The 18,882-nt window shown below is 66.2% G+C and carries 21 protein-coding genes and 2 tRNA genes; 9 read left to right on the forward strand and 14 right to left on the reverse strand.

The genetic code is table 11. The features are described from left to right. Positions 1–52: 52 nt before the first annotated feature. The 3 genes from ACJYUO_RS19240 to ACJYUO_RS19250 all read left to right on the forward strand — a co-directional run bounded on the left by ACJYUO_RS19240 (position 53) and on the right by ACJYUO_RS19250 (position 2,087). Positions 53–784 carry a lipoyl protein ligase domain-containing protein gene (locus ACJYUO_RS19240; protein ID WP_494346957.1) on the forward strand — a complete coding sequence of 244 codons (732 nt, stop codon included), beginning with the start codon at positions 53–55 and terminating at the stop codon, positions 782–784. A 99-nt stretch (positions 785–883) separates the two neighbouring features. Beyond that, positions 884–1,462 (forward strand): class I SAM-dependent methyltransferase, encoded by a 579-nt coding sequence (locus ACJYUO_RS19245; RefSeq protein WP_494346958.1) that lies wholly within the window; start codon positions 884–886, stop codon positions 1,460–1,462. A 124-nt stretch (positions 1,463–1,586) separates the two neighbouring features. Further along, on the forward strand, positions 1,587–2,087 hold the full coding sequence (locus ACJYUO_RS19250; protein WP_494347080.1) for a DUF7529 family protein: 501 nt from the start codon (positions 1,587–1,589) through the stop codon (positions 2,085–2,087). Between the two features lie 3 nt (positions 2,088–2,090). Here the strand turns inward: ACJYUO_RS19250 and nadC are convergent, their stop codons facing one another. Genes nadC through nadA form a run of 3 tightly spaced genes read right to left on the reverse strand, consistent with a single transcriptional unit; the run spans position 2,091 to position 5,637 of the window. Beyond that, positions 2,091–2,957 (reverse strand): carboxylating nicotinate-nucleotide diphosphorylase, encoded by an 867-nt coding sequence (gene nadC / locus ACJYUO_RS19255; protein ID WP_494346959.1) that lies wholly within the window; start codon positions 2,955–2,957, stop codon positions 2,091–2,093. A 5-nt stretch (positions 2,958–2,962) separates the two neighbouring features. After that, positions 2,963–4,501 (reverse strand): L-aspartate oxidase, encoded by a 1,539-nt coding sequence (locus ACJYUO_RS19260; protein ID WP_494346960.1) that lies wholly within the window; start codon positions 4,499–4,501, stop codon positions 2,963–2,965. Between the two features lie 2 nt (positions 4,502–4,503). Further along, on the reverse strand, positions 4,504–5,637 hold the full coding sequence (gene nadA / locus ACJYUO_RS19265) for a quinolinate synthase NadA (RefSeq protein ID WP_494346961.1): 1,134 nt from the start codon (positions 5,635–5,637) through the stop codon (positions 4,504–4,506). 204 nt (positions 5,638–5,841) lie between these two features. Between nadA and gfo6 the strand changes: the two genes are divergently transcribed. Next, the gene (gene gfo6 / locus ACJYUO_RS19270; protein WP_494346962.1) at positions 5,842–6,912 is read left to right on the forward strand and encodes a D-xylose 1-dehydrogenase Gfo6; all 1,071 of its coding nucleotides are present in this window, start codon (positions 5,842–5,844) and stop codon (positions 6,910–6,912) included. Positions 6,913–7,022: 110 nt separating this feature from the next. On the opposite strand, the gene ACJYUO_RS19275 is transcribed toward gfo6, so the two are convergent. Then, positions 7,023–7,094, reverse strand: a tRNA-Thr gene (locus ACJYUO_RS19275). A 97-nt stretch (positions 7,095–7,191) separates the two neighbouring features. Then, positions 7,192–7,941: a DUF7114 family protein gene (locus ACJYUO_RS19280; RefSeq protein WP_494346963.1), complete on the reverse strand. Its 750-nt coding sequence runs from the start codon at positions 7,939–7,941 to the stop codon at positions 7,192–7,194. Positions 7,942–8,001: 60 nt separating this feature from the next. Between ACJYUO_RS19280 and ACJYUO_RS19285 the strand changes: the two genes are divergently transcribed. Together ACJYUO_RS19285 and ACJYUO_RS19290 are read left to right on the forward strand one after the other, a co-directional pair. Then, positions 8,002–8,706: an enoyl-CoA hydratase/isomerase family protein gene (locus ACJYUO_RS19285; protein ID WP_494346964.1), complete on the forward strand. Its 705-nt coding sequence runs from the start codon at positions 8,002–8,004 to the stop codon at positions 8,704–8,706. 82 nt (positions 8,707–8,788) lie between these two features. After that, positions 8,789–9,319 carry a GNAT family N-acetyltransferase gene (locus ACJYUO_RS19290; RefSeq protein ID WP_494346965.1) on the forward strand — a complete coding sequence of 177 codons (531 nt, stop codon included), beginning with the start codon at positions 8,789–8,791 and terminating at the stop codon, positions 9,317–9,319. A gap of 15 nt (positions 9,320–9,334) precedes the next feature. Here ACJYUO_RS19290 and ACJYUO_RS19295 read toward each other — a convergent pair whose 3' ends face one another. After that, positions 9,335–10,129 carry an NAD+ synthase gene (locus tag ACJYUO_RS19295; protein WP_494346966.1) on the reverse strand — a complete coding sequence of 265 codons (795 nt, stop codon included), beginning with the start codon at positions 10,127–10,129 and terminating at the stop codon, positions 9,335–9,337. A 423-nt stretch (positions 10,130–10,552) separates the two neighbouring features. Between ACJYUO_RS19295 and ACJYUO_RS19300 the strand changes: the two genes are divergently transcribed. After that, a tRNA-Gly gene (locus ACJYUO_RS19300) sits at positions 10,553–10,623 on the forward strand. A 90-nt stretch (positions 10,624–10,713) separates the two neighbouring features. On the opposite strand, the gene ACJYUO_RS19305 is transcribed toward ACJYUO_RS19300, so the two are convergent. The 5 genes from ACJYUO_RS19305 to ACJYUO_RS19325 form a co-directional block, all read right to left on the reverse strand. Next, on the reverse strand, positions 10,714–11,679 hold the full coding sequence (locus ACJYUO_RS19305) for a transcription initiation factor IIB (RefSeq protein WP_494346967.1): 966 nt from the start codon (positions 11,677–11,679) through the stop codon (positions 10,714–10,716). Positions 11,680–11,787: 108 nt separating this feature from the next. Beyond that, positions 11,788–13,278, reverse strand: coding sequence for a hypothetical protein (locus tag ACJYUO_RS19310; RefSeq protein ID WP_494346968.1), 1,491 nt, complete (start codon positions 13,276–13,278; stop codon positions 11,788–11,790). An 87-nt stretch (positions 13,279–13,365) separates the two neighbouring features. After that, positions 13,366–13,794: a universal stress protein gene (locus ACJYUO_RS19315; RefSeq protein WP_494346969.1), complete on the reverse strand. Its 429-nt coding sequence runs from the start codon at positions 13,792–13,794 to the stop codon at positions 13,366–13,368. Positions 13,795–13,874: 80 nt separating this feature from the next. Next, on the reverse strand, positions 13,875–14,237 hold the full coding sequence (locus ACJYUO_RS19320) for a hypothetical protein (protein WP_494346970.1): 363 nt from the start codon (positions 14,235–14,237) through the stop codon (positions 13,875–13,877). 1 nt (position 14,238) lies between these two features. Continuing rightward, positions 14,239–14,478, reverse strand: a complete 240-nt coding sequence (locus tag ACJYUO_RS19325) for an amphi-Trp domain-containing protein (RefSeq protein WP_494346971.1) — start codon at positions 14,476–14,478, stop codon at positions 14,239–14,241. A gap of 330 nt (positions 14,479–14,808) precedes the next feature. Between ACJYUO_RS19325 and ACJYUO_RS19330 the strand changes: the two genes are divergently transcribed. Further along, the gene (locus ACJYUO_RS19330; protein WP_494346972.1) at positions 14,809–15,645 is read left to right on the forward strand and encodes an NAD(+)/NADH kinase; all 837 of its coding nucleotides are present in this window, start codon (positions 14,809–14,811) and stop codon (positions 15,643–15,645) included. 11 nt (positions 15,646–15,656) lie between these two features. Here the strand turns inward: ACJYUO_RS19330 and ACJYUO_RS19335 are convergent, their stop codons facing one another. From ACJYUO_RS19335 to ACJYUO_RS19345, 3 genes are all read right to left on the reverse strand, one after another. Further along, positions 15,657–16,325 (reverse strand): DsbA family oxidoreductase, encoded by a 669-nt coding sequence (locus tag ACJYUO_RS19335; RefSeq protein ID WP_494346973.1) that lies wholly within the window; start codon positions 16,323–16,325, stop codon positions 15,657–15,659. A gap of 125 nt (positions 16,326–16,450) precedes the next feature. Continuing rightward, on the reverse strand, positions 16,451–17,212 hold the full coding sequence (locus ACJYUO_RS19340) for a DNA-directed RNA polymerase subunit epsilon (RefSeq protein ID WP_494346974.1): 762 nt from the start codon (positions 17,210–17,212) through the stop codon (positions 16,451–16,453). Between the two features lie 214 nt (positions 17,213–17,426). Next, positions 17,427–18,347, reverse strand: coding sequence for a nucleotidyltransferase domain-containing protein (locus tag ACJYUO_RS19345; RefSeq protein ID WP_494346975.1), 921 nt, complete (start codon positions 18,345–18,347; stop codon positions 17,427–17,429). A gap of 249 nt (positions 18,348–18,596) precedes the next feature. Here ACJYUO_RS19345 and ACJYUO_RS19350 point away from each other — a divergent pair, with 249 nt between their 5' ends. Further along, complete coding sequence (locus ACJYUO_RS19350) at positions 18,597–18,758, forward strand: hypothetical protein (protein ID WP_494346976.1); 162 nt, start codon at positions 18,597–18,599, stop codon at positions 18,756–18,758. Positions 18,759–18,882 lie beyond the last annotated feature (124 nt).

The raw sequence follows: 18,882 nt of genomic DNA on the forward strand, positions 1-18,882 counted from the left end.
TGTCGGACTCTGGGGGCGGGAGCGTTTAGACCCACCGGGACCTACGGCCGCTATGCACGTTTTTCGCGGGCGGGCAGCAGCTATCGAGGCCGATCGCGACGCGAGCCAGCGGCTGCTCTCGATCGCCGCCGCCGGCGAGCGGGCCGTTCGCGTCTGGACGCCCCACCGGCAGGTCGCCTTCGGCCGCCGGGACACCCGTCTCGAAGGGTACGATCGCGCCCGCGAGGCCGCACGCGAGCGCGGGTTCCCGCCGATCGAGCGCGACGTCGGCGGCCGGGCGGTCGCCTACGACGGCGAGACGACGCTGGCGTTCGCCCGCGCCGAACCGATCGCGGACTTCCGCACCGGGTCGACGGACCGGTACGAGCGGGTTACGGCCGACCTCGAGCGGGCGTTTCGGACGCTGGGACTCGAGCCGAGCCGCGGCGAACCCGACGAGGCGTTCTGTCCCGGAACGCACTCGCTGTCGGTCGCGGACGCAAGCGCCGACGGGAGACGCCGGAAATTCGTCGGCATCGCCCAGCGCGTTCGGGTCGACGCGGCGCTCGTCGCCGGCGTGGTGCTCGTGGCAAATCGCGACGAACTCGCGACCGCGCTCGAGGGGGTCTACGACGTGCTCGGGGTGGCGCTCGATCCCGCGACGGTAGGGACTGTGGCGGGGGCAGGTGGGCCCGCCGACTCCGAGACCGTTCGGGAAGCGATCGAGGACGCCCTAATCGGCGACGCGGGCAACACGAGCGACGCGGCCGACGTGTCGATCGAACACCTCGGCGACGGGCGGTAACGATCCGTCGGCGTCCGAAAGCGGAGCGAGACGCCCTCTGGAATCCGCTCGAGAGCCGCCGACCGAGAGAGTTTTCGACGCGCGAGCCGGTGGGAGATCATGGGAGAGCGATTCGACAAAGCGGGAGCGCTCGCCGCGTTCGCCAAGGTCGTCGCGGACGCCGAGCGGGAACCGGTGGTCGTCGTCGCGGGTTGTGGCGCGGGCGCGACGGTCGAGGGATTGTGCGAGCACGATGTGGCGGCCTACGGCTTCGACGCGTCGCGATCGGCACTGGAAACGGCGGAGCCCCAGATTCGAGCGCGGCTACTCGAGGCGGACATTCGCGACGAAGACCTGATCCCGTCGCTGCGCGAGGCGTTCGGAATCGACGCGATAGACGTGTTCGTCACCGAATGCATGCTGTCGTTCCTGTCGCTCGAGGCGGCGAGGGAAACGCTGGCCCGGATTCGCGAGACCGACGGCGTCGGGACGCTGCTTCATCAGATCCGAATAGACCCGCCCGTAGCGGCTCAGGAAGGGGAGGTCGACGTGACGATCCTGCCGCCGTCGGAGTGGCAAGCCGAGTGTGATCCGGACGGCGAAGATATCTGGCGCGATGCGCTGGAACGGCTCGATCTGCCACGGACGGACACGGAAGACGGCGATGGGAACTGCTCGACTCGAGTACGGGAGAGATAACGTTTTTCCGCTCCGGGTTGTCGCCCTCGAGTATGCCGACAGGAACGCGACCGGAGGGAATCCGATGACGGCGGAGAAATCGGAGTCGACGGAGAGTTCCGAGCAGGCAGATGGCCCGGAACCGATGGACAGTCAGGGACCGTCGGGGCCGCTGTGGGACGAACTTCTCGCCGACGCGCGGACGATCGCGGCGGAGTACCGCGAGGACGGCTGGGACGCCGTCGTCCTCGAGCCGACGGCCGTCTCGCCGGTCGACACCGACGAGCGGCTCGGGCTCGAGGTCACGGTCTCGGCCGAGGCGTACGGCGTCCTCGAGGAGCTTATTGAGGAGGGCAACGTTACGATCACGGCGGCCGACGTGTACTACCGGCCGCTCGCGGACGAGGGCAGCGACCGGCGAGTCGCGCTGACCGTCGAGCGCGACGAGAATACCGAGACGGCCGTTTTCGTGCCGCTGACCTACGACCTTACGGACTGCAGAGCAGTCTTCGAAACGGCACTCGTCGAGGAGGAGCTACTGACCCACGTGACCGCGGCCGAGACGGAGCGGTGGGTCAGCTTCTCCCACGACGACCCGTCGCTGTTCCTCGAGGAGGAAGACGTTCGCGCGTGGAACGCGGACTGAGACTCACTCACTGGTCCGAAACGACAGATCCAGCGACGGCGCGGAGTGGGTCAGCGACCCCATCGAGATCACGTCGATGCCCGTCGCAGCGTAGTCGGGTACGTCCGCGAGGGTAATCCCGCCGCTGGCTTCGGCCAGTACGCCCTCGTAGTCGGCAAGTTCGTCCACGGCGGCCCGCGTTTCCTCAGGCGTCATGTTGTCGAGCAGGACGATGTCGGCTCCGGCTTCGGCCGCCCGCGGCGCGTCGGCGACGCGCTCGACTTCCACGTCGATTTTCGTCGCGAACGAGGTGCGGGCCGCGAAGTGGTCGATCGCCCCCTCGAGTCCCATCTCGGCGATGTGATTGTCCTTGACCATGACCATATGTGAGAGGTCGAGCCGGTGGGTGTCACCGCCGCCCGCGACGACAGCGCGTTTCTCGAGGCCGCGCAGGCCGGGCGTGGTCTTGCGGGTCGCGGCGACGCAGACGGTCTCGCTCTCAGCGCGCTGCTCGCGGCTTTCGCCCGCTCGCTTATCCGAGGCGCGTTGCGCCTCGCGAGCTGCGTCGACGGCGCGGCGCGTGCGCGTCGCGATCCCCGAGGCGTGGCCCGCGAGGTTGACCGCGACGCGCTCCCCGCGGAGGACCTCGCGTGCAGCGCCGTCGACGCGGAGGACTTCGTCACCGGGGTCGATCTCGTCGCCGTCCTCGAGCCGATTGGTCACGGAAACGCCGAGGGAGTCGAAGACCGCCGTCGCGGCCTCGAGGCCTGCCACGATGCCGGATTCTTTCGCGACGAGTCGACCGGTCGTCTCGCCGGGGACCTGATTCGTCACGTCGTGGTGGCCGACATCCTCGCGGAGCCAGCGCTCGATCTGTGTGTCGGTGAGCATGGCTGTCAGTCGTCCGCCGTCGGTCCGGCCGTCGACTCCTCGCGGTCGGGCGAGACGTAGTGACAGCCCGTCGATTCCGTGTTCTCGCTCGCAGCGCGCGCGATCAACAGGGCTACGACACTGGCATTCCGGAGTTCGTAGAGGTCACGGGCCGTCCGTGTTCGGACGTAGGCGTCGACCTCGCCCTTGAGCCGCCGGAGGACGGCACTCGCGCGGGCGATCTCGTCGGGGTCGCGCTCGAGACCCAGATACTCGTCCATCGTCCGCGTGAGCCGGGTGAACTTCTCGGCGGCGAAGCGCTCGGGGAGCGCGGGGTCGCTGTCGCGGAGTTCGGGTGCCTCGACGGTCTCTGGCTCGAACCCGACTGCGTCGTCGCCCGCGCGGAGCCCCCAGACGAGGCCCTCGAGCAGGCTGGTACTGGCCAGCCGATTTGCGCCGTGGACCCCGGTTCGGGCGCACTCGCCGACGGCGTAGAGCCGATCGAGGCTCGTCCGCCCGCGGTCGTCGACGTCGATCCCGCCACAGAGGAAGTGCTCGCAGGGCGCAACCGGGATCTCGTCGCCCTCGATCCCGCGGTCGCGGCATTTCTCGGCGATACCGGGGTACTCGGCGTCGAACTCGAGCGGGCTCACGTCCAATACGACTTCGCCGGTCGCCTCGCGCTCGGTGTCGACTGCGCGCGCGACTACGTCCCGCGGTGCGAGGTCGCCCTGCGGGTGGTAGTCGTCCATGAACCGCTCACCCTCGCCATTGCGGAGCACTGCGCCTTCGCCCCGCAGGGCTTCCGAGAGCAGGAAGGGGTCCTCGCCAGCATACGCCGTAGGATGAAACTGCACGTACTCCATATCCTCGATATCCGCGCCGGCGAGCGCGGCCATGGCGATGCCGTCCCCAGTCGCGTCATCGGGGTTGGTCGACCGGCCGTAGAGCGCGCCGATGCCGCCGGTCGCGAGGACCGTCGCACCGGCGTAGATCGGGTGCCCGTCCGGTTCTTCGTCACTAATCACGCCGTGAACCCGACCCTCGGCGGTGATCAACTGGAGGGCCGCAGTATCCTGCCGGACCTCGATGCGGCCGTGGTCGTTGACGTGATTCAGGAACGGTCGTAGAATGTGGGTGCCGGTCGCGGCGTCGACGTGGAGGATGCGGGACTCGGAGTGGGCGGCCTCGCGCGTGTAGTCGAACGCGCCGCCCTCGCCCTCGTCGAAGTCGACCTCGAGCGTGTCGACGAGCACGCCCTCGACGGCCTCGTCGGCGTTTTCGACGAGGGTCTCGACGGCCGCGGAATCGGCGGTGCCGTCGCTGGCGTCGATAATGTCCCTCTTGAGCGCGTCGGGATTCCCGCGCGTAGTCGAGATGCCGCCCTGCGCCCAGTCGGTGCTGGCGTCGTCCGGTTTCGTCGCCTTGGTCAGGAGACACACGTCCGCGCCCTCCCTGGCCGCCGCGAGCGCGGCCGCACAGCCCGCGATCCCGCTTCCGACGACGAGTACGTCCGTTCGTTCGCCGTCGGTCGTCGTCTCCGTGCCGGTGGTGGTCTCGGTCATGGTTAGATCTCGAGCATGCGATCGAGTGCGACGCCGGCGAGTTCCTTCTCCTCGGGCGCGACCTCGATCACGTTGTGTTCGCGGCCCTCGGCGAGTTCCTCGAGCACCCACACGAGGTAGTTGGGGTCGATCTGACGCATGGCGTTACAATCCATGCAGGCGTCGCCACAGAGCGGGAGTACCTCGACTTCGGGGTGCCAGCGCTGGAGGTGGTTCGTGAGGTGAATCTCGGTGCCGATCGCCCACGTGTCGCCGGGATCGGCGTTTGCGACGGTCTCACAGATCGTCGCTGTCGAGCCGGACTTATCGGCCGCTTCGACGACTTCGCGGCGACACTCGGGGTGGACGATCACGTTCGCATCGTCGTGTTCGGCCCGAACCTCTTCGATGTGGTCCTCACGGAACCGCTCGTGGACCTGGCAGTAGCCGTCCCAGAGGACGATGTCGCTTTCCGCGACTTCCCCGGCATCTTTCCCCTCGGGGTCCCACGGATCCCACTCGGCGATCTCGTCTTCCATCCCAAGCCGGTGGGCCGTGTTCTCCCCGAGGTGTTTGTCGGGGAGAAAGAGGACTTTGTCCCCCTTGTCGAAGGCGTACTCGAAGGCTTCGTGTGCGTTCGAGGAGGTACAGACGAGCCCACCTTGGCTCGCACAGAACGCCTTCAGGTCCGCGTAAGAGTTCATGTACGTGATTGGGACGATGTCGGCGTCGGGCGCAGCGGCCGTGATCTCGGCCCACGCGCTGTCGACCTGTAGGGCCTCGGCCATCCCGGCCATCGGACAGGAAGCCTCCATGCTCGGCAGGATCACGGACTGGTCGTCGTCCGTGATGATGTCCGCGCTCTCGGCCATGAACGTCACACCACCGAAGACCACGTACTCCGCGTCGGCCTCGGCGGCCTCCTTCGAGAGTTGGTAAGAGTCCCCGACGAAGTCCGCGTGCTCGACGATCTCGCGTCGCTGGTAGTTGTGCCCGAGGATCACCACTTCGTCGCCAAGTTCGGACAGCGCCGCCTCGATCCGGTCTGTTCGTTCAGCTTCCTCGAGATCCCGATACCGAGACGGGAGTTGTTCGAGATTGTCGTATTTGAACAGACTGAGGGCGGTTTCCAGCTCCGCCGTTTCCATTTTGACCATCTTGCGTCACCTATGAGTGATTGCATATCACAGGCGACTATTGAATAACTTTTTCCTTCGAAAGACTGGCATGGGTGAATACCACCGGTGGATAGTAGCGTCGAAAACAGAACGGTTGTCGGTCACTGGAACGAAGCAGTCCGTGATCAAGACTGTCTGTCAGACGTTCACTGCTACCTTTTTCCCCTGAGCCCTAGAGACGGTATGGCACTCGAGGACTGGTTCGAAAACTTCACGCAGCGGGACTGGGAGCGAAAATCTGTCGCGGGAACCGTTCGCCTTGCGGTGATCGGGATCGGCGGCTTCGCCCGCCAGCGCGCGCTACCCGCGATCGCCGCGGGCACCTACTGCGAGACGACGGTGCTCGTCACGAGTTCGCCGGACCGCGCCACGGACATCGCCGAGGAGTACGACGTGTCACAGGTCATCGACTACGACGCCTTCCTCGCGGGCGAGCGTACGGACGCCTACGACGGCGTCTATATCGCGACGCCGAACGCCCTGCACGGCCGGTACGCGACCGCAGCGGCCGAGTTCGGCAAACACGTTATCTGCGAAAAGCCCCTCGAGACCACCCTCGAGCGCGTTCGGAACGTAGTCGATGCCTGTACCGACGCCGGCGTGGTGTTGATGCCAGCCTACCGCCTGCAGACCGAGCCGACGGTTCGGCGGACTCGAGAACTCGTCCGTGGAGGCGTCGTCGGCGACGTGGTCCAGATCCACGGCGGCTTTTCGCACCCACTGCTCGAGCACGCGAACCCCGAGACGTGGCGGCTCGACCCCGATCTGGCCGGCGGCGGCGCGTTAGTCGACCTCGGGATCTACCCGCTGAACACGACCCGGTTCGTCCTCGACTGCGAGCCCACGAGCGTCTTCGCCACCACCCACTCGAGCGACGAACCCTTCGACCGGGTCGAGGAACACGTCGCTTTCCAACTCGAGTTTGAGACCGGTGTGACGGCCTCGTGTACCGCCAGTTTCGACGCCCACGCCAGCAGTCAGCTCGAACTGGTCGGCACCGAGGGGAAGATCCACATCGAGTCACCCTTCGGCGGCGTCGTCCCCCACGAGATGGTCGTCGAGAGCGGCGACGTGCGCACGGAGTACACCGGGCCCTCGGTCGACGAGGTCCGCGAGGAGTTCGACTACTTCGGCTACTGCGTGCTTACCGGAACCAACCCCGAACCCGACGGCGCGGACGGGCTCGCGGACCTGCGCGCGATCGAAGCCGCCTACGAGTCGGCCGAGACCGGGTGTCGGGTGGGGCTCGAATGAGGCGCTCCACTCGGTTGGAGGAGAGATTCGGGGGTGAGGGACGGCTGACTCGGTACTGTTGATGCTCGAGCTATCGCTACTGAGGAGTGTTTTTCGGAGAGTTCAGAAAGAGCCTAGGCCGGGATTTGAACCCGGGCTCTCGTCCTTACCAAGGACGCGCTTTACCGCTAAGCTACCCAGGCGCGTACTTCCTCGTTGACCGGAGATGTCTTTATGGGTTTCGATTTGCGCGGGCCGTGAGTCGGGTTATCGCGGTGCCGTCCCACAGTTGGCAGCGGCTCACGGATCCGTCGCCGAGGTCGCCCGGTCGACGTGGTCCTCGAGCGAGTGCTCTCGAGCCGAGGGCTCGAGGTCACACAGCGAGTCCTCGACGGGCGGAAACGAGGCTCCGGCGCTGTCCGCGAGTCCCTCGGCGACGGCGAGTAGGTGTGGCGAGGGGGTTTCGCCGACGGCGACGGAACCGGTGAGGACGGCGAGTTCGAGCACGTCGCGCTCGAGGTTGGCGTCGAGCGGGGCGGGGTCACCGCCGCCCGCGACGCGCTCGGCGCGGTGGGTCTGGTCGCGGCCGAACGACTGGACGGTTCGGACCGCTTTGTCGGCGGCGTCGGTGCGAGCCAGTAGGTAAAAGCCGCGGGCGACGAGGATGTCGGCCGCGAGGATCGCGAGGTCGCCGTCGGCGGTGTCGGTTTCGGCCTCGGTCGCCGTCCACGGCTCCTCGCGGGCGAGCGACCGCGTCAGTCGCAGCCCCTCGTAGATGAGCTGGACGCCCGCCGCGTGGGTGAGGACGCCGTCGAGGTCGCCGTCGGCCGCTCGAGTTCGGTTTCCGTCGTCTCCGTCGTCGAGACCGGCGACGGACTCGTCTTCGAGAACATGCTCGGCTGCCATCATCGCGGCGCTCTCGAGTGTGAGCGCCCCGGGGACCATCGATGCACGATCGAGGGTAGATTCGATATAGTCGTGTAGCTGTGGTGGTTCGACGTCCGCGACGGCCTCGACGGCGGCACGCCGACAGCTGTCGGCCTTCTCCATTAGCGGGGGGTTACGACGGGGGAGCCAAAGACCTTTGGAAACGCCCGATCGACTGCTGACATGATCCACAGCGATGCCGACGGCCCGATCCGAACCGTGACGATCGACCGTCCCGAGGCCCGCAACGCCCTCACCGTCGACGCCCTCGCGGCCCTCGAAACGGCGATCGCGGACGCCGACGAACCCGTGATCTACCTTCGGGGGCGCGGCCCCGCGTTTTCCGCGGGGGCCGATTTGAACGAGGTCGCAGCACTCGAGGGGGATCGCGATCGCGCAGCGGAGTTCGCGCGGCTGGGCCAGCGCGTCGCGCGGATGATCGAGGACTCGCCCGCGGTCGTCGTGGCGGGGATCGACGGCCCCGCACGCGGCGGCGGCCTCGAGCTCGCGCTGGCCTGTGACGTGCGGGTCGGAACCCCCGACTCGACGTACGGCGAGCCGGGGGTCGGTTTCGGCCTGTTCGGCGCGTGGGGCGGGACCGTCCGGCTGCCGCGCGTGCTGGGAGAGGGCGACGCCCTCGAGTTCGCGCTTTCGGGCCGTCCGATCGACGCCGAGGAGGCGCTGCGGATCGGGCTCGTGTCGCGGATCGACGCCGACCCGCGGTCGGTCGCCGAGGAGGTCGCCGGCAACGCGGCCGACGCGCTTGCCGTCCTAAAACGCCGGATTAGAGACGACAGCGAGCGCGCCACACAGGAGCGACGCGAGGCCGACGCCTTCGCTGATCTCGTCGCGGCCCACGCCGACGATATCGACGCGCTGCTCGAGTAGGGAGTACGACCGAGCGTCGAGTCGACGATTCGACAACCCGACCGGCACAAACAATTTACACCGTGACAGATACGGGGAAGGTATGCCCGGGCCGGTGTTTCTGGACGGCGACCGAATCACGCTGCGACCGATCGAGGAGGACGACCTCGGGTTCCTGCAGACCCAGATCAACGACCCGCGGATCTGGCGGGCGATCGGTCGCTCTCGGCCCGTCAACGGCGAACAGGAGCGGGAGTTCTTCGAGAACGAGGTCTGTGGCGACGACACCGTGAACTTCCTGATCGCCGCCGATTCGACGCCGGTCGGAACCATCGGGCTGCATTCGATCGAGTGGGAGACCCGAAAGGCCGAGATCGGGTACTGGCTCGCACCCGACTATCACGGGCAGGGGTACGGCACCGAGGCGACGGAACACGTCGTCCGGTATGCCTTCGACCAGCTCGGACTCCACCGGATCGCCGCCCGCGTGTTCGAGTTCAACGAGCCGTCGAAGCGGCTCCTCGAGAGAGTCGGCTTCACGCAGAAAGGAGTTCACCGCGACGGCGAGTTCGTCGACGGCGAGTGGCAGGACGTCTACTGGTACGGCCTGCTCGAGAACGAGTGGCGGACGTGACCGTCCGCGAACCGATCACTCGAGCGGGTCCGGTGCCGGCGGTGCGTTCCGTTTGTGTTCGCTGTGCTCGTACATCCCGCGGACCTGTTCGACAGTTTCTTCCTCGACCTCGAGCAGCCGAGCGGTCGCGGCCGCGGAGAGCGGGCCGTCGATGTGCGTTGCGAGGATCGAGTCGAGTGCGTCGTAGCTGATGCCGAGTTCGTCCTCGTCGGTCTGGTCGGCCCACAGCTCCGCGGTAGCGGTTTTCGCGGCGAGTTCCTCCGGGACGCCGACGTGGCGGGCGAGCTGGCGGACCTGTCCCTTATACAGGTTCCCGATCGGGTGACAGTCGACGGCCCCGTCGCCGTACTTGGTGAAGTAGCCGACGGCGGCCTCGCTGCGGTTGCCGGTCCCGAGGACCAGCCGGCTCTCGTGGTTAGCCACGAGGTAGTTCAGCACCGCTCGGACGCGAGCGCGCGCGTTTCCGACCGCCTCGCGGTCGCCCTCGGCTTCAGGGTAGGCCGACAGCAGCGAGTCGACGATCGGTTCGACCTCGATCACGTCGTAGGTAATCTCTAAGTCCTGGGCGACCCGTTCGGCGTCGCTCATGTTCTCCTCGCTGCTGACCGTCGCCGGCAAGACGAGCCCGTGGACGTTCTCGGCCCCGAGCGCCTCGACGGCGAGCGTTCCGGTCAGCGTGCTATCGATCCCCCCTGAGAACCCGAGCACCGCACCGTCGGCCCCCGCGGCGTCGACCTGTTCCCGAATGAAGTCGGTGATGTGGTCGCGCCGCCGCTCGAGTTCCGCCTCGGAAAAGCGAAGGTCGATCATGTGATCGAATACGGACGGCACGACCTAATAGCCTCCCCTCCCCGGAAAAAACTGACTGGATGTCCGGTTTTCGCGGTCGCTCGCGGCTCGAGACGACTCGGAAAAGGTCCGGGTGCGAGAATCGAACTGCGCGTCTCAGCCTCCACGGGCTGAAGGTTGCCACTACCCCAACCCGGACACACTGTCTTGTGGCAGCTATCGCTACCACGGCGGATAGGTAATACGCACGGAGAGTCTGCAGGGATTGCAACTCGAGGTCGGATTCTTGTGTAACGGCGGGGAACGAGGATCGCTCGAGAGCGCTACGTTCAAGTGAGCGCGGCGGATATGCTCGAGTGAGAGCGGCGCAGCGAACGAGCGCCGGTGGTGAGCAGTTCCGGAGGAACTGCGATCCTCGGCGCGCGAGGAACGCAGTGACGATGCGCGCCGGTGGTCCAGTGGTAGGACTCGAGCTTCCCAAGCTCGCGGCCCGGGTTCAATTCCCGGCCGGCGCACTTCTCGAGGATCGCACGCTTCGATAGCGGCGGCTGTCCGATCGACGAGCGAGAGCGTACCGGTCGCGTTAGAAACGGCGGAAAGCCGACTTACTCGTGGATGCCCATCGCTTCGATCTGCTCCTGATACCGGTTCCGGATCGTGACCTCGGTCACCTGCGCGACGTCCGAGACTTCCCGTTGGGTCTTCTTCTCGTTACAGAGCAGCGAGGCGGCGTAGATCGCGGCCGCGGCGTAGCCGGTCGGGGACTTACCCGAGAGCAATCCCTTCTCGGTCGTGACATCGATGATCTCGTTTGCCTTGACCTGGACCTCTTCGGAGAGTTCGAGTTCCGAGCAAAAGCGCGGCACGTACTTCTTGGGGTTTACCGGCTCCATCTCGAGGTTGAGTTCCTGGGCGACGTACCGATAGGTGCGGCCGATCTCCTTTCGCTCGACGCGGGAGACGGCGGCGACTTCCTCGAGCGATCGGGGGATGCCTTCCATGCGGCAGGCGGCATAGAGCGTACTGGTCGCGACGCCCTCGATCGAACGGCCGCGGATGAGGTCCTCGTCGAGTGCGCGCCGGTAGATCACGCAGGCGACCTCTCGGACCGAGCGGGGGATGGCGAGCGAGGAGGCCATCCGGTCGGTTTCCGACAGCGCGAACTGGAGGTTGCGCTCGCCGGCGTCTTTGGTGCGGATCCGTTCCTGCCACTTCCGCAGTCGGCGCATCTGATTGCGTTTGTCCGAAGAAATCGAGCGACCGTAGGCGTCCTGGTTCTTCCAGTCGATGGAGGTCGTCAGCCCCTTGTCGTGCATCGTCTGGGTCGTCGGCGCGCCGACACGGGACTTGTTCTGGCGCTCGGAGTGGTTGAACGCGCGCCATTCCGGCCCGTGGTCGATGTTCGTTCCTTCGACGATAAGCCCACATTGGTCACAGACGAGTTCGCCCTGATCTTCGCTCTTGACGAGTGTCCCGCCGTCGCACTCGTCACAGACCCGCTCGCGCTCCGACTCCTGTGTTTTTTCTGTCGTTTCAGGATCGCGTTCGCGCTGACGGGTGGGGCTTGCCATTTCGTGTAGATAACGAAGTTGCAAGGACTTAAGGGCTCGCCACCGAAGACGCGCGGACCGAACGATAACGATGCCGTCGATGCCGGCAAGATAGGGCGCGACGACGGCTCAGAGGTAGCCAAAGAGGGTGCCACCCAACACGAGCAGCCACATCACCGTCCCGACCAGCAACATATCGTTGAACTTCGAGTCGCGCGCCGCGCGCTTGGCCGCGCCGCCGGCGATCAGCCCGAGCGCGACGACGACGAGCATCCGCTGGACGACGACGTCGACCGGGAGCGAGGAGACACCGAGCAGACTGTAGTCGAGCCAGACCGCAAGCGCGAGCGAGGCGGCGGCGACGACCGCGGCGTCGAGTCGTCGCGTGAGCCCGCGGGCAAGCAGGTAGGTCGCGGCCGGAATGCCGACCGCGATGACCGGGTATAGCAGCGCGGCGATCTGGTGGGGGGTGAGGAACCCGGCCTGGCGCTCGAGGACGAGACCGCCCATCCGGACGCCGAGATACAGCGCCAGAATGGTGAAAACGAGGAGGACGTGGCCGGCCTCGAGGCGGGCGTAGGCGGCCGCGAGTCGGCGGCGATCGACATCGGTCAGGTGGTCGTCAATCGCGTTCGGCGCTCGCTGGCTCACGCGCTCGACGGGCTGTTCGGTCCCGCTCGAGGAGCTGAGACGGCGTCTGCCGGCGCTGGCACCGACCAGGGTGGGGATGACGAACAGCCCGGCGAGGTCGACGAGGGTTGCCCAGCCGTCGGCGTCGGCGGAGTTCCTGTTATCGAGGTAGATACGGGTCACGTCCTCTTGGACATCAATCCGTGGATGGTCCATGAAGTCGTTCTCCACTTTCGTCTGGGCGTCCTGCGAGCCGTGGACGCGGTGGCGGAGCGTAAACCAGTCGAAGTGTTCGGAGTGGGTCTGCATCGCGACCCACTCCCCTTTGGGACTCTCGTAGAGTCTGATGTGGTACCGTTGGCCGTAGTAGTCGCCGTCCTCGAGCTGGCGGGATTCGGTCATCCAGTAGCCGCTCTCGTTCGGTCCGGGGTCGACGTAGGCGTAGCGGGTCCCCCCGTCGGCTTGGCCCCAGTCGAGAGTGGGAAGAGCGCCCCGTGGTTCGTCCACCTCCTCATCCGTCGCGTTCTCGGCCGAGTCGTTGGCCGCCGTTTCGTTTTCGGGCTCGGGTACGGATTGGGTCCCCTCGGCGGTCGCGTTGGCTGGTTGAGTTTCGTTCTCGGTGGCGTTCCCGCCGGTGAGCGAGTACGTCTCCGGGAGCGCTTCCTCCTCGGATTCGTTCATCTCCGACCAGTCGCCGTCGTCAGCGTCGGTCAGGACTCGCTCGACATCGGCGAGGTCGCCGCGGACGACGACGTTGACCGGGCTTCGCTTCTGGAAGCTTCGAGTGGGACTGAGATACTCCCAGAAGCCGCTTTCGGAGTCCTCGAAGGAGACGAGTTCGGGCGCTGGCTTCGTCTGGGCCGGCTGTTCGGTGCCACCCGTCACGGTGCCGATTTGGTCGGTCGATAGCGACAGCAACAGCGACGGCCCGCCCACGAGTAAGAAGGCGAGAACAAGTAGAACGGCCGTAATTACGATCGAACGACGCATCTCCGCGATACTAGTGACGGAGACCACATCAAACCGTGTGTTCCCGAACCGGCGTCAGCCGCTCACAGGCTGATCACTGAGACCACATCAAACGTCGGGTCCAACGGTAGTGACGGGAACCGGAGCGTCGCGGACGACGCGCTGGGAGACGCTCCCGACGACGTTTCGTTCGTACTCGTCGCCGCTGGTTCCCATGACGATCAGATCGATGTCGGCAGTTTCGGCGTAGTCGACGATACGCTCGGCCGGGTTGCCCGCGTCGACCGCCGTCGTCGTCTCGAGGCCGCGATCTGCGGCGCGGGTTGCCGCGTCGTCGGCCGCCTCGCGGGCGGTCGCCTCGAGGTCGTCGCGGACGCGCTCGACGCGATCGTCGTCGAGTACGAGGAACGCGCGGTCGTCGACGACCGAGAGGACGTGCAGGGTGGCGTCGCGTGTGGCCGCGGCGTCGATGGCGTGGGCGGCGACCGTCGCTGCGTGGTCGCTGCCGTCCGTCGGAAAGAGGATCGTCTCGTACATTGCTGTCCACTCTACGGTCTCGAGCCGACGGCAAAAGCAGTTGCCCACGTTCTTTCGGTTCGGGAATGCCGGCGGCGGGCTTAGATGCCCGGAATGCCGAGCGCGTCGGGGGTAACGAAGCCGACGACAGCCATCGCGTAGATGATCCCGACCGCGACGATCCACGCGACGAATCCGATCGCGGCCGCCGAGCCCCAGCCGCCGGGATACCGCCAGTTGATGACGCCGACCCAGATGACCAGCATCAGCAAGACGCCGAGGATGGGGACCCATCCGACGAAGAAACTCGTGATCGCCCACGCGGCCGCGCCGATGAGGGCAGTCACTGCCGCGTTCACGAAGCTCGCATCCCTGTCTAACACCAGGCGCGCGCCTGCCAGGATCCCGATCGTTCCGACCAGCAAACTTAGAACGAAGATCAGGACGGAGTCCGCGGCAGCCATGTTAGGGTTTCCAGCTTAGTTCGATCTCGACTGTCTCGCGGTTCCCCCGGAGCATCGACGACCGTTCGACAACCTCGACGGATACATCGACGTTCTGGGGCGGGTTCAGCGACACGTTCTTATTCCCGACCGGAACGGTGACCTCCTCCTCGCCTCGGCCGAACTCCGTCGCGAGTTCGTCGAGGTACGCGGCGAGTTCCTCTCGTGGCAGCGTTTCGTCGGCTGTCGTCCGTTGGGCCATACCTCACTATCGGACACCTACCCGCAAAAGTATGGAGCCTGAACATGTCGATACGTCGCTCTTACTCGATCGAACCGCACTGTAACGCGCGAGTGAAAGAAGGCGGCCCGACGAAGCGGAGAAATAGGAACGTATGTTGATACGAACTCCGACCGCTCGAGCGTACGACAAGGGAGTCAACCGAATCGTGACGTGTTACCGATTGGTAATCATCCGATTCGGTCGCCCTGCGGTCGCGCTCGCAGACGGCGGCCCGCGAAGGCGCTCGGTCACTCACGTGCTCGCCGGACAAGCGTGGCTTTTTGACGACGGGGCGGGTAGCCGCCGACGATGGACGTCGCCGTCGGCATCGTCGCCCAACGTGACAACGAGCGTGCACAGGAACTCGCTGCGAGCCTCGTCGACACCCTCGAGCGCGAGGGGGCCGGCGTCGTGGTCGACGAGGCCACCGGCGAGGCGGTCGGGGCGACCCCCGTCTCGGTCGCCGCGATGGCCGGTCGGGACCTCGTCGTGAGCATCGGCGGCGACGGGACGCTGTTGTTCGTCGCCCGCGAAGTCGGCTCGACGCCGATCCTCGGGGTCAATCTCGGCGAAGTGGGCTTTCTCAACGCCGTCGCACCCGAAGACGCACTCGAGGTCGTGACCGATGTCGTGGCCGAACTCGAGCGGACGGGGACTGTCGAGGGCCGAGAGCTATCGCGGCTGCAGGCGACCGACGGTGACGGGGACTGGTCGCTCGCGCCCGCGCTCAACGAAATCGTCATCCACGGGCACCGGCGGGGACACGGCGGTGGGGCAACTATCGAAATCGATGTCGACGGCCAGCGGTACGCCGAGAGCCACGCCGACGGCGTGCTCGTGGCCACGCCGACGGGATCGACCGCCTACAACCTGAGCGAGGGCGGGCCGCTGGTCCACCCCACGGCCGACGCGCTCGTCGTCACGCAGATGGCCGCGACCGAGGCGATGCCGCCGCTGGTGGTCGAACCGGACACCGAAGTAACCCTCACCGTCACCGGGACCGACACCGCGTACGCGATCAGCGACGGGCGCAACCGCCAGCGCCTCGAGCCGCCGGCGACAGTTTCGGTCTCGCTCGCAGCCGAATCCGTCACGCTCGCCGGGCCGCAAGCGAACTTCTTCGACGGCCTCGACAAACTCGAGTGAGTCGACAGCGGCTATCGACGGCCGCCGGACCCGTCACCCTCGACGAGTCGCTCTAGGTGCTCCGGCGGGACCGCGCCGCGGGCGACGTGGCCGTCCGAGAGGAAGGTCGGGACGCCGGTGACGCCGTTCTGTTGTGCTTTGGTGAACAAATCCTCGAGTTCCGTCCGGAGATCCTCGTCGGCAACCGCGTCGCGAATCTCGTCGGCCGGCAGGTCGACGTCGGCGGCGAGGTCGGCCAGCACGTCGGCGTCGCCGATATCACGTTCGTCCTGCCACAGCGCCGTGTAGATCGCCTCGTCGAACGCGGCCCATTGCTCGGGGTACTCCTCGTTGACGTACCACGACGCGATCTGTGCATTGAACGAGTCCACGTCCGTCGCGATTTCGCGGGCCATCTCGACGCCGTACTCCTCTTGGAGCCGGCGGACGTTCTGTCTGGCCTGCTCGTAGTACTGGTCGTCTTTGCCGTCGTCGACCTCGTGATCGATCGACCCGTCCGGGTTCCGCTTACCGCGGCGCAGATCGAAGGGGTGCCACTCGACGGTCAGCGGCTCGTCGCGCCCCTCGCGGTACTGCTCGAGCGAACGCGTCCCCAGATAACAGAACGGGCAGACGTAGTCGGCGTAAATTTCGATGCGGTCGGTCGTCTTCGGCGTGGATCCGGTGTCAGCGTCGGCCATAGCACCGTTAGGCATTCGTGAGGGAAAAGTCGCCGGTCACCGGCAGTCGACGTGAGTGGCTCGAGTCGAGGTGCGGACCCGGTCCGGCTGCGGGAGAAGAGGGACACACCCGCAGCCGTCGCGCGTTAGCTCTCCGATCCCGTCGCCGGGACGTCGGCGGTGTCGGTATCCGCATCCGTCACGTCCGGCAGGTTCGGATCGCGGTAGGGGTTGCGCCCGTAGGCCGGCAGTTCGTCCTCGAGTTGGGACTTGAGCACGCGGCGCAGCCGGTTCAGGCTCGTCGTATCCAGCCCGTAATCGGCCGCGAGCCGTTTGAAGGTCTCCTCGTCGGTGATATCGTGAGCGCGATACTGGCCGAACAGGTCCTCCATCCGGTCGGCCGAGAGTTCCTGTGCGTCGATATCGTCCAGCCCGAAGTACTGCTGGCGGTCGACGTCGACGACGTGACGGATCACCACCAGCGCCACCTTCTCGATCGCGCGCTGGCTCCCGAACTCGGTGAGGTCGATCTCGTCCATCACGCCGAGTGCGAGGTCTCGCTGCCACGGCGTCACCTCAAGGGCGTTACACAGCGCTTGGGTCGTTCGCAGCCTGTCGAGGTGGTGGGCGCGCTCGCTGTAGCCCGGCGTCGCCGCGTGCTGTTCGTCGTGGAGGCGACGGACGCTCTCGGAGAGGTCCGCATCGGGTGATTCCGCGCGGCCGATGACCGTCGCGCTCGGCGTGACGACGCCCCACTGGCGGACCGTCGAATCGCGCTGGACGTCCGCTCGAGAGAGCGACCCGGACCCGGGTCGGGTCTCGAGACGGCGCTCGCGGTCGGGCTCGCCACCGTCCGCGGGCACGGCTCGCTCGGAATCTGGACCAGGGTCGGCACCGTCGTCTTGCATCGTCTGTCGCTCGGAGAGGGAGAGTGAAAAAGGCTCGCTCCGTTCAGCACACCAGTTCGACGGACAGACAGCCTTTCTAACACGTATCAGACGACCGCGTCTCTCGAGCGGGACCGGGCGCTATCGCTTGCTACTCGATGTGAGTGGTCCGCGAAAAGCCCTTCGTAGCTTCACCTTGTGACCAGAGGCACTTAAAGAACGACGCCGGCACGAGCTATCGGACCGCGGTGAGCATCTCGTCGATGAAGTCGTCCAATCGGTCGGTATCCGGGCCGTCCCGGGCGTGAGTGTCGGGATCGATCGTCTTCGGCGGGTGAGCGAACTCGCGACCGACGGCGTCGCCGATCTCGGCCGCCCCCTCGCCCGCCCGTTTCCGCTCGAGCAACTCGCGAGCGCGGTCGATCCGGTCGGCGTCGAACACTGCGGGTGCCTGCTCGCGCAGGAAGGTCTCGAACTCGAGTGCGGGCAGGTCGTGTGTGCCGCGTTCACCGGTCTCCGCGAGGTAGTAAGCAGACATAGCCGCCCGGCAGATCGTCAGGTTTCGCTTCACGGTCGGTTTGGTTTGGGTCTCGCTGAAACGCTCGTCGTCCACGGAAACCGTCATCGTCCCGTCGTCAGTTTCGGCGGTGTACGCCCCGTCGCTTGACTCGAGGATCGGAAAGATCTCGTCGTCGGTGCTGACCAGATGGTGCGAGACGTACTTGCGGTAGTTGCTCGTCGCGATCCCACGCCACGCGTGATAGAGGTCGATCGGGTTGTACGTCTGGCGGATGTAGGCCGCGATGTCGCTGGGGTCGTACGCGCATCGGTAGCGGATCGGACTCCGCAACAGATCGAGCGCCCCGTCGTTCGAGTCGGCGAGCAAGCGCGCGAACGTCCGCACGTCCCAGCCCTGATACTCGAACTCGCCGCGGTCGTCGACGAGGGTTTCAGGCGACCCCTCAAGGTGGGCGTAGCGCCGCAGATCGGTCGGGGCGAAGACGAACCCAACGTCGTAGTCGCTGTCGGGACTCGCCGCGCCCCACGCGTGGCTCCCGCGGGCGACCGCCAGCGCGACCGCGATATCGTGTTCACGTTCGATCGCGGTGAGGTGATCGTCGACGGTTTCGTGGACGTGGATCGGAACCGAAGACATAGCAGTGGCTCGAGGACGTGGAAACGAAACCCGAGAAGGCCGGGTGACGAATGCCCTTCGTAGCTTCACCTTGTGACCAGAGACACTTAAAGAACGGAACGGAGCGCCGACGGCGTGAGAGAAGCCAGAGAGGACTCGAGACTCGAGATCTGCGAAGAATCCGGTGAGTGAAGTGGCGTGTGACTAGAGTAGCCCGAAACTCGCTGCATTACCCCAGACACATATGTAACTACAATAACCTTTGAGATAATGTCCGCCCTCCGAACCGCACTGCTCGAGTGGGATCGAAGCCGGATTTCGCGAGTGCTTCTCGCCGGGCTCGCCGTCTTCCTCGCACGCCGTGTCACCGACGGGGTTGTGAACGGGGTAGGCGCAACGTTCCTCTCCCTGTTCGTACTCGGTCTCGCGTGAGAAGCGATGAAGCGACTCTTCGGTGACTCGAGCGGGTCGTGACTCCGCCGGTCATCGGGACTGCCCGCCCATCTATCGATCGGCCGGGAGACGAAAATACGGCGACACAACTATCGGGTGTGCG

The organism is Natrinema sp. CRL1, assembly GCF_059162405.1.